The following is a 15,325-nucleotide window of genomic DNA, read 5'->3' as shown; positions in this document are numbered from 1 at the left end:
GCGGTTGAAGCGGGTGGGGGGGATGTTGGAGTGCGGGTAGACGGCTTGAGCGAAACAGTAGATATACATCAGAGCCAAACCACCCACGAACCCCCAAAGATAATAATTTGGCAGAAATAAAGTCAGGAAAATTTCAAAAACGGGTGCTCCAAATCGGAAGTGATCATCAATGCCCAACCCTATTGATATTAGAATAAATAAAATTACGAAGGACATGACCGATCCTATGTAACAGCGCACTGCAAACTCTACTGTTGCGCAACTTAGTCCAAAATCTAGGTAGGTGTCATTAGCATATTGATGAAGACTACGCGAACTGAAGGCTGCTACACCCGTTGGTACTGGCCAAGGTGCGAGGTAAAATACCTCAGTGCCGGGGTCATTCTCCGTATCACCGGCTTTTGGTAGTCGGTCATATTTGTCAGATGTCATTCAAACGTTCCCTTGTAATCTGTGTTGCTGGAAGTTGGCGGTTCTCTGCAGGTTCGTCGGTCGATGCGTTGACAGGTTTGCTCACTATGTCCATGCCAAGCGGAATGCGGTAAGTCAGGTAGCCTTCAGCGGCTTTCAGGTAAGTTGTTACCAATGAAGGTTTGACCGCCAAGCGTAGAAGCAACTGCGCGTGATGGCTTTGCCAGCTGTTCGGAACTTCCAGTGCAAGAATCAAGGGAGATGCCACGACTATCGAGAGCCCTTGGCGGAGGACCTCGCTGACATCCTGTTTATCGGACAGGTTACGCAACTCGGCCGACCATCGTAATGAAGTGTCGTCGAAGCTGGCCCAGGTCAGACCGGGCAATACCAATTGCAGGCTGCGCACAGATTCGCCATCAATCTCGCGACGAATCATGCCCTTGTCGATGAAAGTGGGGCGCAAGTTAGCCTCAGCGAGCTTTTGCGCATGAGCGGGCCAATCCCAGCCCTCAGTTTCCTTGCCCCAGAGAGAGCTGAGCAACCAGCGCTGCTGATCATCCAGGTTGAAATAGTTATAAAGCGATTCACCGCCCAATTGCAGCGCGGTGAAGAGGAGTCCCCACGGATTGGTGCTCATCCAAAAACGCAGAAAGCGTGGGCCTCGTGTTGCCCAAGCCAGGCTGGCGACCAACGTTCGCTCTGCTAAAGGTGCTGCTCTGACTTCTCTAAAGAGGCCATATAGTTCAATGCCGGCATGGCCAGTTAGTATCGAGTTAACAGCGGTAGATCCGATATCGCCTACCAGCGCCATCCCGGCACCGGATTGTTCCCCCGTTGTGCCAAGATCCAGCGCTGTGTTCCATTTTTCCCAGTTGTTCAATGTTGTGCCTACGGCACCCAACAGGCTGAGTGGCGCGATGAAAGCACCCAAACCCAGACCTAGTTTCCCCAGCTGGACCGCAAATAATCCCCCCGCCGTTCCGGCAGGGTTTCGTGCCAGTCCCTGTAATACGTTGTCGACCAACGCGATATGAACTGATTGGTAAACTGAAATCGCTGCTGCTGTGGGGGCTGATAAAGTCCCCGATACTATTGCCAGGTCTCTGATAGACCTATCGCCTCCCGTCCTATGCCAAACAGCCCAAGCCTCCCCCAAATTCCTAATCTGCAACGTCACCGCCAACAACGGAAACCAGCTGCCTTTAAAGGCGTTCCAAGCGGCTCCCGAAGTGCCATAACCTCTAATCGGTCCGGTCCTAAGACGCGCAATCTCATCGTCCAGAACCCGCAACTGCGCATCGCTGATGTTCAACTTCACCCCGATTGACCCATTGATGGGCCTGCCCGTCGGGGTTATGGCGCGCTCGAGTTCATGGCGGACGGCGGCTAGCTCGTTGCGTGTCTGTAGCAACTGCTGCTGGTTGTATTGTCTGTCGTACACAAGCGCGTTGCGTTGGGCGGAAGTCAGTGAGCGTTTGCTGATCAGTTTGCTCAGACGGGTTCGCTCGCGGATCAGATCGTTCTCGGCCGCGATCAGGTGGTTGAGGCGCACGAACGCGTCACGGTATTTCTGTACGTCTGTTTCATTGGCAACGCTCAGCGTGACGGCTTCCTGCTGCATGGCCACCAGCGCGCCCAGGCGTTGCGCCCGATTGTTCTGCTTCGAAAATGTGTTCAGATGCTGACGTACTTCCGTGTCGTTGAGCCTGCTGTGCATTTCCTCCAGCCAGTGGTTCATGCGCAGGGCGATGGAAGGGATGTAGCTGGCGATCACCGCCTGATGCAGCGGCCGTGCAACGGCAGGCAGATTGAGGCTGTTGGTCCAGTGGTAGCCCATGATGTGGCTGACCTTGGTGATACGGTCCTGAGCATCAACGAGGGCAGCGCCAAAGTTTCTGACGTCATCCAGCCACTTGATCAGGTCGCCAGACTTGGAGCGCAGGAAATCCAGATTCAGGCGTCCGTAAAACACCGGCAGGACGTAATGCGGGTTGTCGTGAAAATAGTCGCTGACTTTCTGCAGGCTTTCTTCGGTGCGGCAAAGATCGCGCGTGCAGTTGAGCTCCATCGCCAGTGCGCTTTTCAACTGGTCGGGATGATCCGGGTCGAAGTACCAGGCACTTCGGTAAAACTCGCCCTGAGTGAACAGCCTGCCCCGGTCGTGAGTGATGTCATCCAGTCGTTGCGTCCAGCGCTTGAGGTGCGAACGCTCCTGCGACAGATAGCGTTGCATTTCGTCATGACGAATCAGATCGTTGATGCCCCGTGACCCCAGCCCGACGCCGTTCAACAGGCCCTGGCTGTGTTCATCGAGGGCCTTGATGTCGTCCTCCAGTTCCCCATGCAGTTTGTCGCCCAGCGACGACGCCATTTGCGACTGTTTGTTATCCATGTCCAGTCTGGCAAATCGGGTTTGGGGTCGCTCTTGATAGACGTCGCCTCGCATGGACGAGTACTGGCCGGGTGTGTTGGCGACCTGTTCGGGCCCTAGACTTTTCTCCCGACGCCACTGATTGCGAGCGTTGAGGTAGTCGTAAATGTGCGAGCGCTGTTGTGACGTAGTCTTTTTCAGCAGCGTTGAGTCGGGCTTGACCTGTCGGGCATTGGTGTCGCCCACAGTCATCAGCGTGTCGATATAGGTGGCGGTGAGAAAGCGCGTTTCGTTGTCGTTTCGCTCACGCCATTCTTCAATCCATCCGACGATGGTGTCCTGCTCTTCGGCCAGATCGCGCAGGATGCCGATGCTGTCGTCGAGTACCAAATACAGATGGCTTTTTTCGTAAGTCGCGTTGAGCGCGTGTTTAAGCTCGCCGATGTGGGCTTCCCGAAACAACGGCAAGTGCTCCCAAGCGTAATCGCGCTGCTCTTCGTCGGGCATGTCCGGTATCAAGCATTGCGGTGCAGGCAGTTCTGCCAGCTCGGCGAGCTGTTCGCGGATCTGTTTTTCGACCCGCAGATGAACGCCGCCTTCAAGGCAGTCGGCTTCGGCCAGATCCACTTTCTGCATGAAGTAGAAACGGTCCGCCGCACTGCCCAGTACATGAGCGCATTTGGCGGCGGTCCATTGCAGTTCCGAGTAGGCGACATACAGGGTGGTGTCTTTGGCAAAGATCAGTGCGTGTTCTCCCGTGGTGTTTTGCCGGATGTCCTGAACCACCTCGGGGCCTTGCCAGAGCAGCTTGGTGGGTACGCCTTGCTCGACCCGATACTCGTGCAGATAGCCGCTGCTTTCATCAATGACATACAGGTAACCATCCCGAAGCAAACGCAGGCCCAAAGGGCGCTTGAGGCCTGTGTAAAGCGCCGAGTCGTGCTGACTCTGAAGCCGTTCCACCCGACCGTAACGCAGCGGCAGCAACTGGATGTTGTGGGTTGGGGGCGGGCAGGTGTTGGCGTTACTGCGCGTATCGACATGGCTTTTGTCTCTGGACTCCCAGAAGGCTTTATCCATCGCAGCGAGTCTTTTGGGACTTTCTTCCGGGTTCATTGCGCACCCTCTTCCTGCTCGCGAGTGCGCTGCACCACGAGCCAGTTGGCCTGTTCGATACGCTGCGAAGGGGGGAGCGCAGAGGTGTTTGACAGGAGTGCTCTGATATCGGGATGCGAATCGTCCGGCTGGGTGGCGAGAAAGCCCATTACGTTGGCGTAATGGAAGACGTCGGCTTCGCTTTTAAAACCGTTGTCGTAAGCGGTATTGGCCAACGCGAGCACCTGTTCGTGACGCGATTTCAAGGGCGCGTCAGGCAGGTAGCCCGGGAAAAAACGAAGCAGATGCCGGTCGAGGTTGATGACGACCTGGCGAAAGGCAACATTCCGCAGCGCGTCGATCTGCTCGGTGCTCAAGCGATACGGAACGGTGAATGCAGGAGGCACCGCTTCGCCGCGTCGCGAGTGGGCGTGCCAGCGTTTGGTCGTCTTGTCGGCAGCGTGCAGTTGATCGATTGGACCGAACAGACGGTGGTCAGCGTCGTCCAGACCGAACAGGGCGTTGGCCACCGGCGGGTCTGAAAGGTTCAGGTAACAGGACCTTCCGCTCGGCTGATCGACGAACATCAGCCAGCGCAAATGATGAATGAGCGTCTTTCGGTCGACGTTGCTGAACAGCAGCAGTCCCCATTCATCGCGAGCGTGGGCCAGAAAGTGCGCAAGCATCGGATCGTGAGGACCATCAATCTGGATCAGTGCCGGAGAGCAGTCCAGAAGCCCGCTGAATCGGGTCTGCAGAAACAGCATCGTGCTGGCTTCACTGACCTCCCACTCACAGATTTTCCTCCTCAAGTCGGGGGCGTTGATCGCGTTGAGCAGCAGGTAAGCGTGTTTCGACCACGGCAGACCGTGACGGTCGATTTCAAATTCGAGCATGAGCGCGCCTGGGCGGGGGCAAGAGGCGCGGATAGTCGTCTCTGCCACGAGCCCAATCAATACGCTAAACAGCGTTTAGGAAAGGCCCTACAGGTAGCGCTGAAAAGTCATTGGCAGGCCCCGCTATTCACATCGGCCAGACAAAAAAATGCCGGTCAGTGAGACCGGCATTTCTATCGTGCATCAAACGCAGTCGCGTATCAGAACTCGTGGTCGGCGTTGTCCGGGTTCAGATCGGTGATGCCCAGCTTGCCTGCGGCCTGCTCGATGGCGCCGGTCTGTTTGACCAGTGCGGCGATGGCGTCGCGGACAACCTCGTTGCCAGCGGTATTGCCTGCGGCGATCAACTGATCGAAGTGCTCACCTTTGTTGGCGTGGTCGACGATGGCTTGCAACTTGGCCTGGGTGTCGTCCAGGTCGGCGCGCAGGGTGGCGTCGGTTGCAGGGTCGGCCTTGGCGACCAGCGATGAGAGGCTCGGGCCGCTGATCTTTGTGCCGTCGGTGCGGGTGTACTCGCCCAGGTAAACGTTGCGAATGCCTTTGCCGTTGTAGAAGTGTGAGTTGTGCGTGTTGTCGCTGAAGCAGTCGTGCTCGTCTTCGCTGGAGTTGGCTTCCAGCGCCACTTTCATGCGCTCGCCAGCCAGTTCACCCAACGACAGGCTACCCATGCCAAACAGCATCTTGCGCAGGCCATCCACGCCGGACTCGGCTTCCAGGGTGGCGCGGTAGTTGTCCGCGACACCGGCTTTCCAGTTGCCGGACATCTCTTCAAGATCGCTCACCAGCAGATCGGTAACGGCTTTCAGGTACGCGCGACGACGGTCGTTGTGGCCGCCAGTAGCGCCTGCGCCTTCAAGGTAATCGCTGGCTGGACGATTGCCTGCGCCAGGGCCGGTGCCGTTCAGGTCCTGGCCCCATAGCAGGAATTCGATGGCGTGGTAGCCGGTCGCCACGTTGGCTTCCGAACCGCCCAGTTCGTTCAGGCTGGCGAGTTTCTCGGAGGTGATGTCCTTGACGTCGACCTTGTCTTCGCCGACCTGGATTTCAGTGTTGGCGATGATGTTGGCGGTCGCGCCTGGGTTGCCCAGGGCATGCTGGTAATCCTTGGCGACGTAGTCGATCAGGCCTTCGTCCAGTGGCCAGGCGTTCACCTGTCCTTCCCAGTCGTCGATGATGGTGTTGCCGAAGCGGAACACTTCGCTCTGCATGTAAGGTACGCGTGCAGCGACCCAGGCGTCACGGGCGGCCTTCAGCGTTTCGTCGTTCGGCTTGGCCAGAAACGCATCGACTGCCGTGCTCAGTTTCTTCGCACCGGCCTCGGCATCGCTGAAGACGGCGGAAACCATGTTGGCGTAGTTCGCCACGACCGCTTTGGCCGCTGCGTCGTCAGTCTGGGTCGCTGCAGACGTGGCAGGCGCGGCGGGTGTCGCCGGTGCCGCAGCAGTAGCGGGAGCGGCCGGGGTCGCGGCGGGTGCCGGGGCTGCGGCCTTGTCCTTGCCTTCGCCACAACCGGCGAGAGAGATAGCGATGGCCAGCAGACTGGCGGTAGCCAGAGGCATACGAATCATGACGGAATCCTGCGTCTATAGGGTTTATGGCGGCGAGCGCCCAGAAAATCTGCGACATAATGCGAAAGATTTGCATTCGGTGTAAAGGCAAAACGCCCGTCGCGTCGTGATCAGCTACCCGGCAGCGTGTAACAGTCGGTTTCAAGATCCCCGGCAGGCGGCATTACGAGCTGTACACGCGATAGAAAGGGCTCAATGAATCGCCGCGTGATTGCGCTGGTCCTGCTTCAGGTACGCGAGCAGATCGCGGGCAGGCAGCGGCTTGCTATAGAAGTAGCCTTGGCCTTCATGGCAGCCCTCGGAAATCACGTACGCCTCCTGCTCGACGGTTTCGACACCCTCGGCAATCACCTGCATGCCCAGACTCTTACCCAACTGGATGATGGCGCGCACGATGGTCGCGTCATCGTCGTCGTCGATCAGGTCCTGCACAAAGCTCTTGTCGATCTTGATCTTGTCCAGCGGCAGGCTCTTCAGGTAGCTCAATGAGGAGTAGCCAGTCCCGAAATCATCGATGGCGATCAGCGCGCCGGAGCGACGCAGGCTGAGCAGATGCTGGGCGGCAGTGGTGATGTCTTCCATCAGGCCTGTCTCAGTGACCTCCAGTTCCAGGCTGCGCGGTGGCAGGCGATAGATTTGCAGCAGGTTGTTCACCACCCGTGGCAGCTCGGCGTGGTGCAGCTGCACGGTGGACAGGTTGACGGCCATGCGCAGCTCGGTGAAGCCCTGATCGTGCCATTCACGCAATTGGCGGCAGGCCTGATCCAGCACCCATTCGCCGAGCGTGATGATGGTGCCGTTCTGTTCGGCCAGCGGGATGAACACATCCGGCGGCACCAGACCGTGCTCGGGGTGTTGCCAGCGGATCAAGGCTTCCACGCCCACGATCTGGTTATCGCGATAGCTGATCTGTGGCTGATAGACCAGGTACAGCTGATCGCGGGGCAGCGCCTCGCGCAGGTCTTTCTCCAGCTCGCGGCGTCGACGCATCTCGCAGTCAATACTGGCGACGTAGAACTGATAGCGATTGCGTGAGCGTGCCTTGGCCAGGGTCATGGTCTGTTCGGCTTTCTGCAACAGCTTCTCGGGGCTATCACCGTCTTCCGGGAACAGCGTGATGCCGATGGTGGCGCGCAGCCGAATGGCTTGCCCGTCCAGGTCAAAAGGCGCTTCCAGTTCGTCGAGTATCTTCTGCGCCAACTCCGCGGCTTGGTAAGGCTGCTGAATATCGGCCTGCACCAGCGCGAACTGATCACCGCCCAGGCGCGCCAATGCACCCAGGCGGCCACTGTGGGCGCGTAATCGATCCGCCAGGGCCAGCAGCAGTTGGTCGCCTGCCTGATAGCTGAATTGTTCGTTGATGCCCTTGAAGTCATCCAGGCCGACACACAGCACGGCGACCCGGTGCTGCTGTCGTCCGGCGTTCTCCAGAATGTTGTCCAGGCGCATCTGCAACTGCACACGGTTGGGCAGCCCGGTCAGAAAATCGTACTGCGCCATACGCTGAAGATTGCTTTCCGCTTCATGGCGCAGGTAGGTGTTGCGCTCGATCGAGGCCAGCAGTTGATTGGCAGTGTTGACCCAAATGCCCAGCTCGTTTTTCTCGTGGCCCTTGAGCAGGGGCAACTGGTGTTCACTGGGGCGGTCGGGGTTGATGGCCGTGAGGTGCTCAATGATTTTGGAAAGAGGTTTGGTCAGTAACCAGTGATAGACCAGATACAGCACCAGGCCCATCGCCAGCGCACGCAGCACGCCGGAAATGAAAATGATCACGGCATTGATGATGAAGCCTTCGCCGTAGTTGGCCGTATCCAGCGTGATCCGCAGATCACCGTAGTATTCGCTGTACGGGCTGCGTCCCACCAGTTGCGTGGTAAAGCTGCGCTCTTGACCGAGAATGAGGTCTGTCAGCCAGCGTGTCGATGAGGCCTTGAGCGGTCGGTCTTTTTCGGCCAGCAACGTTTCGTTTGGATGCCCGATGGAGGCCATGCGCACGGCATTGTCCTGAAACAGGCCCTCGATGACCTGCATGCCCATCTCACGGTCCAGGCTGTAGACGGCTTGAGTGGACGGATCCCGGAACATGTCCAGGATGCGTTCGGCATCGCTCGCCACTGCCTGGTGGGTCTTGTAGGCGTCGTAAACGATCTGTGCGCAACTCAATACCACGCCGACGAAAAACGCCGAGAGCAGCACCACGCGCAGCAACTTAACCGACAAGCTGTTCTTGAGTTCCAGCTTCAATGGCCGTTCCTTAATTCAAGTCGCAGACGTATCGCCCAGTCACCCTTGAAAACGGGTGATAAAGACGGCCGTACCCGATTGATCCCTCTTCCCCTGCGCTGCCGCCTGACTGACGGACCTGTGCGATCCCTGTGTGTCGGACGGTTGCGGGTGTTACTTGAGCGCAACGCTGTAAAAGAACTGTTTCGTGATATTAGTCAGCTAACGTTTTCTGGCAATACCACACATTACGGTTATACGTGAAAAACTGCTGCATTCACGCATTTGAGTGGCTTAATGACGAGACGTCGATGGTATTGCGGGTATCAAGCTCCAAGGGCAGAGCGCTTAACGGCGGCAATAAAAAACCCGGCACAGGGCCGGGTTTTTGATGAGGCTGGAAATCAGGCAGCGTATTGCTTGGCCACGAAGTCCCAGTTCACCAGGTTCCAGAACGCTTCTACATACTTCGGACGCAGGTTGCGGTAGTCGATGTAGTAGGCGTGTTCCCAGACGTCGCAGGTCAGCAGAGGCGTGTCACCGCTGGTCATCGGGTTGCCGGCACCGATGGTGCTTGCCAGTGCCAGGGAACCGTCCGCTTTCTTCACCAGCCAGCCCCAGCCGGAGCCGAAGGTGCCGATGGAAGTCTTGCTGAACTCTTCCTTGAATTTGTCGAACGAACCGAACGCAGCATTGATGGCGTCAGCCAGTGCGCCGGTCGGTTGGCCGCCAGCGTTTGGCGCCAGGCATTCCCAGTAGAAGGTGTGGTTCCAGACTTGAGCGGCGTTGTTGAAGATACCGCCCGAGGAGGTCTTGATGATCTCTTCCAGGGTTTTGCCTTCGAACTCGGTGCCAGGCACCAGGTTGTTCAGGTTCACGACGTAGGTGTTGTGGTGCTTGTCGTGGTGATATTCCAGTGTCTCCGCGGAAATGTGCGGTGCCAGAGCGTCTTTGGCGTAGGGCAGTGGCGGCAATTCAAAAGCCATGGTTTATCTCCTTTCAGGTCAATTGCGGTAATCGCACGGCCGATCACGGGCGGCCAGATACAGCATGCACCGGGAGTTTTACTCTTTTGCGGCGCAGACCCCGGACTATAGCACCGGGCCTGCGGCATAACCACGCAACAACTGTGTGGGAAAGAGGTTCCAGCTTTGTTGATCCGATGGTCACCAAAAGCGTTTTATGCACCACGAATCAGCTGGATCGCGACGGCAAACATCATGACGGCGACCATCACGTCCAGCAGGCGCCAAGTGGCAGGGCGGGCCAGCCAGGGCGCCAGCCACGCCGCGCCGATTGCCAGGCTTGAGAACCACAAGAACGAGGCGCTGGCCGCGCCAACCACGTAGGCTTGCGGCACCGCCTGCTGCGCGCCCAGCGAACCGATCAGCAGTACCGTGTCCAGATAGACATGCGGATTGAGCAGCGTCACGGCCAGCGCGCTGAGCAAAACGGCGCGCCGCGAGCGTACGCCGACGACCGCGCTGTTTTCTAGACCTTGCGACGAGCAGGCACGACGCAGCGCTTGAAATCCATACCAGCTCAGAAAGATCACACCCCCCCAGCGCGCAATGGCCAGCAGGGTCGGGTTCTGGGCCAGCACGTTGGCGAGACCGAACACCCCGGCGGCGATCAGTATCGCGTCACAGACGATGCAGAGCAGCGCCACCTGAACGTGATGCTCACGGCGCAGACCTTGTGCCAGCACGAATGCGTTTTGCGTGCCGATGGCCATGATCAATCCCGCTGCTACCAGCAGACCGTTGAGATAGCTTTGCCACATGAAGTGAGCTCCGAAATTCAGGTTCAGGTGGCGATTCTGGGGCTGGACGCTGTATAAGGAAAACCAATAATCCTGATCGCTCATTAGGAAAACTGATGTTTGATTACAAATTGCTCTCGGCACTTGCCGCTGTCATCGAACAGGCCGGGTTCGAGCGCGCAGCCCAAGTGCTGGGGCTGTCCCAGTCGGCTGTCTCGCAACGCATCAAGCTCCTTGAGGCGCGCATTGGTCAGCCGGTGTTGGTGCGCGCAACGCCGCCGAGCCCGACCGATATCGGACGCCGCTTGCTCAACCATGTGCAGCAGGTGCGTCTGCTCGAGCGCGACCTGCAAAGCCAGGTGCCTGCGCTGGACGAGGAGGGCATGCCTGAACGACTGCGCATCGCCTTGAATGCCGACAGCCTTGCGACCTGGTGGGCGAAGGCTGTAGGAGACTTTTGTGCCGCGCATCACTTGTTGCTGGACATGGTTGTCGAAGATCAGGATGTCGGGCTCAAGCGCATGCGGGCAGGTGAGGTGGCTGCATGTCTGTGCGGCAGCGAAAGGCCGGTGGCCGGGGCGCGTAGTCAGGCGCTGGGCGCCATGCGCTATCGTGCGCTGGCGTCGCCGTCATTTATCGAGCGGCATTTTGCCGAGGGTGTAACCCCTGAGAAACTGGCGCGCTCGGCGGCGCTGGTGTTCGGGCCGGATGACTTCCTCCAGCATCGCTATCTGGCGCTGTTTGGTGTGGATGGTGGTTTCAAGTACCACCTGTGCCCCTCCTCGGAAGGCTTCATGCGCATGATCGAGGCAGGGCTTGGTTGGGGGCTTGTGCCGGAGTTGCAGGTTTCGGAGCAGCTACGCAGTGGCACATTGCGTGAACTGGTGCCTGAGCGCTATATCGATGTGCCGCTGTACTGGCACCATTGGCGCAACGGCGGTCAGTTGCTAAACCGGCTGACCGAGCACCTGGCGCAAAAGTCAGGTCGTTGGCTCGTGCCGCCTGGCGGCAAGTGAGCGTCAGTACATTCATCTATGAATTCAATGCGGGTAGGGTTCATCCTGTCTCGCAGATGCGTCAATGGAGCGGTAAATGAAGATTCTGGTTACCGGCGCAAGCGGCTTTATTGGTGGACGCTTCGCGCGTTTCGCCTTGGAGCAGGGAATGAGCGTCCGGATCAATGGCCGCCGTGCCGAAGGCGTTGAACACCTCGTCAGACGCGGTGCCGAGTTCGTGCAGGGCGACCTGAGTGACCCGCAGCTGGTCAGAGCGCTGTGTGATGACGTAGAGGCTGTTGTGCACTGCGCAGGCTCTGTCGGTGTGTGGGGCCGACGTCAGGATTTCGTGCAGGGCAACGTGCAAGTGACCGAGAACATTGTCGAGGGCTGCCTGAAACAAAGGGTGCGAAGGCTGGTCCATCTTTCGTCGCCTTCCATCTATTTCGATGGGCGTTCACACCGGGGTATCAAGGAAGAGCAGGTGCCCAAGCGTTTTCACAACCATTACGCGGCGACCAAATACCTGGCTGAACAAAAGGTGTTTGGAGCAGAGGAGTTCGGGCTGGAAGTGATTGCCCTGCGCCCGCGTTTCGTCACCGGCGCAGGCGACAACAGCATTTTTCCACGCCTGCTGAACATGCAGCGCAAGAAACGCCTGTCGATTGTCGGCAACGGTTTGAATGTCGTGGATTTCACCAGCATGCAGAACCTTAACGAAGCCATGTTAAGCAGTCTGCTGGCTGCAGGGGCTGCGCTGGGCAAGGCGTACAACATCAGCAATGGCACGCCGGTCCCGCTGTGGGATGCCATCAATTATGTGATGCGGCAGATGCAATTGCCTCAGGTTACTCGTTACCGTTCCTACGGCCTTGCGTATACGGCGGCGGCGATCAACGAAGGCGCCTGCATGCTGTGGCCGGGTCGACCTGAACCCACGCTGTCGCGTCTCGGGATGCAGGTCATGAATAAGGACTTCACGCTTGATATCAGCCGTGCCATGCATTATTTGGATTACCAGCCTCGCGTCAGTGTCTGGGCGGCGCTGGATGAGTTTTGCGGCTGGTGGAAAGCCCAACAATCGAGCTGAGTCAGTGATGGCGCATTGAAATTAACTCAGGCGCCATTGGTATACTGACCAGCTTTGGTTTCAACAGCTTCTTGAAGGGTTGCTCATGCGTAACGATCCATACGATGACGTCGATGACGTCCCCAACCTCAGCGCCAAGGACGACGATGATGATTTCGTCCCGGTCAAAGGGGCACGTGAACGCACGACGGTCTATTCGCGCACGACGCCTGTCGTCAAGGTGAAAGGCCCGAGCACCGGACCGCTTTGGGCGCTGGTCGGCGCACTGTTCATCGCCTTCTGCGGCCTTGGATGGTGGAGCTTTCAACAGGTGTCGCTGATGGAGCAGCAATTGGTTGCGACGCAGGAAAGCTTCGCGCGCATCAGTGAGGAAGCGGCAGGGCGCCTGCAGGATATTTCCGGCAAGGTCGTAGCTAATGAATCGCTGTCCAGCGATGGCGAAGCGCTCAAGCAGCGGATCAAACTGCTGGAAGCGCAACTGGAAGACCAGGACAAACAGCGTGAGGGCGTTGCAGGCCAGCAAAGCAGTCTCGACAAGCGACTGGAGCAGATGGCTGCGCAAACCACGCAGCAACAGACGGAAAGCGCTCAGTTGCAGGAGCAGCTCAAAGGCGTGGTGACTGAACTGACCGCCCTGAAAGCAGCCCTACCTGATCTGAAAACCGCGCAGACCGAGCAGGGCAAGCTGGACACTCAGCTCAAGAGTCTGGCAGCGGACGTTGCGACCTTGAAGAAGCAGCCCAATCCATCGGCGGCCATCGAGCGCCTGGAACAGGATTTGATCGTGCTCAAGAGCGAGCAGGAAAATCGTCCGGCTCCATCGGCGGGTGGCAACACGGCCGAGTTCGACGCGTTTCGCGCTCAGGTCACACGCAACATCAATACCCTGACCAGCCAGATCCAGAACCTCTCGCAACAGCTCAACGCTCGCCGTTGAAGCCATGCGCCACCGGCCGCAGTATGAGCGGTCGATGGTGCTCTTATTCTTCCTTACAAAAGATCCCGCTCCCTAAATAAATATGGCATCGCCAGCAAGAGGACCGGATACCCTCGCCTTTCTATTGATTACATGGAGTTTTAGCAATGAAAGGAATCGACACGACACGCCCGGTCACGATAGCGACTAATGAGGCACTCGATGAGGCTGCATTAACCTCTTGTGCAACACCGAGCGACGAACTGGTAGGGGCGCCCCACATGCCAGTGATCAAGCCGCCAGCAAAGCCACCGGTCAAGCGGCCAGTAAAGCCACCGGTCAAGCCCCCGGTCGAGCGGCCAGTAAGACCACCGGTCAAGCCTCCTGTAAAGCCCCCAGTTGTGCGGCCTGTAAAGCCGCCAGTCAAACCTCCCGTCAAACCACCTATAAAGCCGACCGAAAAACCACCCGTTGAAATGAAGGTGCCTGCCGACCCGGCACCGCCTTCGCGACTGGATAAACTACTGAGCATCGTCAATACCGCGACCGGCGTGCTGCAACTCATTCATCCGCTCAACAGTGTCTTCAACCCGGACGGCACTGTCAGCTATCCGGACGGCAGTATTGCCGATACCAGCAACCAATCCGTCACCCGTCCTGACGGCACCGTGCAGAGTATCGACGGCACAACGGTGCATGCTGATGGAAGCACCGAACACCCTGATGGCAGCGTTCTGCACAAGGACGGTACGTGGGTATTTGCCGACGGCTCGGTCAACTATCCCGATGGCCGCTGGAGGCATGTAGATGGCACTGTCACTGACGCAGAAGGCAATGTGCTAGGTGTCACGGAGCCTGTCGCTTCCAAGTGACCGGATCGGTTCTTTAAGGCAATAAAAAACCCTGACGCGTGTGCGTCAGGGTTCTTGTACTGCAAACGCTGATTACATGCGCGGGTAATCGATGTAACCCACAGGGCCTTTGGCGTAGAAGGTTTCAGGGTGCGGCTCGTTCAGAGGCGCGTCGCTTGCCAGACGCTCAGGCAGGTCCGGGTTGGCGATGTAAGGCACGCCCCATGCGACCGCATCTGCCTTGCCTTCGGCCAGCCAGGCGTTAGCGCTTTCCTTGGTGAATTTCTCGTTGGCGATGTAGACGCCGCCAAAGTCTTTCTTCAGTTGTGGGCCGATGCTGTCGCTGGCGTCGCGCTCACGGGCACAGATGAACGCGATACCGCGCTTGCCCAGCTCCTTTGCCACGTAGCTGAAGGTTTCAGCCAGGTTGTCGTCGCCCATGTCGTGCAGGTCGGCGCGCGGCGACAGGTGTACGCCCACACGACCCGCGCCCCAGACGTCAATGGCCGCGTCAGTCACTTCCAGCAACAGGCGAGCGCGGTTTTCCAGGGAGCCGCCGTACTGGTCGTTGCGCTGGTTGGTACTGGTTTGCAGGAACTGGTCGAGCAGGTAACCATTGGCGCCGTGAATTTCCACACCGTCAAAACCGGCTGCCTTGGCGTTTTCCGCACCGACACGGTAGGCGTCGACGATGTCACCGATTTCTGCCTGCTCCAGTGCGCGAGGCGTCGGGAACGAGGTGATTGGGCGCACCAGGCTCACGTGGCCTTCGGGCTGAATGGCGCTTGGGGCGACTGGCGTTTCGTCGTTCAGGTAGAGCGGGTGGGAGATACGGCCCACGTGCCACAGCTGCAGGACGATACGACCGCCAGCGTTGTGTACCGCCTTGGTGATGTTGCTCCAGCCACGCACCTGGTCATTGGACCAAATGCCGGGAGTGTCCGGGTAGCCCACGCCCATTGGCGTTACGGAGGTGGCTTCGCTGATGATCAGGCCGGCCGACGCACGCTGAACGTAGTACTCGGCCATCATCGCGTTGGGTACGCGGCCTTCATCGGCGCGGCAGCGTGTCAGCGGCGCCATGATGATGCGGTTGGGCAGTTGCAGGTCGCCAATGGTGATCGGGTCAAAGATAGTCGTCATG

11 protein-coding genes and 1 pseudogene are annotated in these 15,325 nt (G+C 58.4%); 4 read left to right on the top strand and 8 right to left on the bottom strand.

Translation table 11 applies throughout. From position 1 onward, the window contains the following. The 7 genes and pseudogenes from ALP40_RS25665 to ALP40_RS15075 all read right to left on the bottom strand — a co-directional run. Window positions 1-432, bottom strand: a pseudogene (locus ALP40_RS25665) (hypothetical protein); the annotation flags it as partial. Continuing rightward, window positions 422-3,901, bottom strand: a complete 3,480-nt coding sequence (locus ALP40_RS15100; RefSeq protein WP_122209040.1) for a toxin VasX — start codon at window positions 3,899-3,901, stop codon at window positions 422-424. The pseudogene ALP40_RS25665 and the gene ALP40_RS15100, both read right to left, overlap by 11 nt. After that, complete coding sequence (locus tag ALP40_RS15095; protein WP_122209039.1) at window positions 3,898-4,776, bottom strand: DUF4123 domain-containing protein; 879 nt, start codon at window positions 4,774-4,776, stop codon at window positions 3,898-3,900. Before ALP40_RS15095 ends, ALP40_RS15100 begins: the two co-directional genes overlap by 4 nt. A gap of 200 nt (window positions 4,777-4,976) precedes the next feature. Beyond that, window positions 4,977-6,344 (bottom strand): imelysin family protein, encoded by a 1,368-nt coding sequence (locus ALP40_RS15090; RefSeq protein WP_122209038.1) that lies wholly within the window; start codon window positions 6,342-6,344, stop codon window positions 4,977-4,979. Between the two features lie 192 nt (window positions 6,345-6,536). Beyond that, the gene (locus ALP40_RS15085; protein WP_122209037.1) at window positions 6,537-8,588 is read right to left on the bottom strand and encodes a bifunctional diguanylate cyclase/phosphodiesterase; all 2,052 of its coding nucleotides are present in this window, start codon (window positions 8,586-8,588) and stop codon (window positions 6,537-6,539) included. Between the two features lie 383 nt (window positions 8,589-8,971). Beyond that, a complete protein-coding gene (locus ALP40_RS15080; RefSeq protein WP_122209036.1) occupies window positions 8,972-9,553 on the bottom strand; it encodes a superoxide dismutase in 582 nt (193 codons plus the stop codon). Between the two features lie 194 nt (window positions 9,554-9,747). After that, complete coding sequence (locus ALP40_RS15075; RefSeq protein ID WP_122209045.1) at window positions 9,748-10,350, bottom strand: LysE/ArgO family amino acid transporter; 603 nt, start codon at window positions 10,348-10,350, stop codon at window positions 9,748-9,750. A 95-nt stretch (window positions 10,351-10,445) separates the two neighbouring features. On the opposite strand from ALP40_RS15075, the gene ALP40_RS15070 reads away from it, so the two are divergent. The 4 genes from ALP40_RS15070 (at window position 10,446) to ALP40_RS15055 (ending at window position 14,202) form a co-directional block, all read left to right on the top strand. Beyond that, a complete protein-coding gene (locus tag ALP40_RS15070; protein WP_122209035.1) occupies window positions 10,446-11,345 on the top strand; it encodes a LysR family transcriptional regulator ArgP in 900 nt (299 codons plus the stop codon). Between the two features lie 76 nt (window positions 11,346-11,421). Then, window positions 11,422-12,414: an NAD(P)-dependent oxidoreductase gene (locus ALP40_RS15065; protein ID WP_122209034.1), complete on the top strand. Its 993-nt coding sequence runs from the start codon at window positions 11,422-11,424 to the stop codon at window positions 12,412-12,414. An 85-nt stretch (window positions 12,415-12,499) separates the two neighbouring features. Beyond that, window positions 12,500-13,351 carry an ATPase gene (locus ALP40_RS15060; protein WP_122209033.1) on the top strand — a complete coding sequence of 284 codons (852 nt, stop codon included), beginning with the start codon at window positions 12,500-12,502 and terminating at the stop codon, window positions 13,349-13,351. A gap of 146 nt (window positions 13,352-13,497) precedes the next feature. Continuing rightward, window positions 13,498-14,202 carry a hypothetical protein gene (locus tag ALP40_RS15055; protein ID WP_122209032.1) on the top strand — a complete coding sequence of 235 codons (705 nt, stop codon included), beginning with the start codon at window positions 13,498-13,500 and terminating at the stop codon, window positions 14,200-14,202. Between the two features lie 72 nt (window positions 14,203-14,274). Here the strand turns inward: ALP40_RS15055 and ALP40_RS15050 are convergent, their stop codons facing one another. Beyond that, window positions 14,275-15,324: an alkene reductase gene (locus tag ALP40_RS15050; protein WP_122209031.1), complete on the bottom strand. Its 1,050-nt coding sequence runs from the start codon at window positions 15,322-15,324 to the stop codon at window positions 14,275-14,277. Window position 15,325: the final 1 nt, after the last annotated feature.

It is taken from the genome of Pseudomonas viridiflava, from assembly GCF_003702045.1.
Classification (GTDB): domain Bacteria; phylum Pseudomonadota; class Gammaproteobacteria; order Pseudomonadales; family Pseudomonadaceae; genus Aquipseudomonas; species Aquipseudomonas viridiflava_C.
This window is presented reverse-complemented; position numbering and strand designations above follow the sequence as displayed.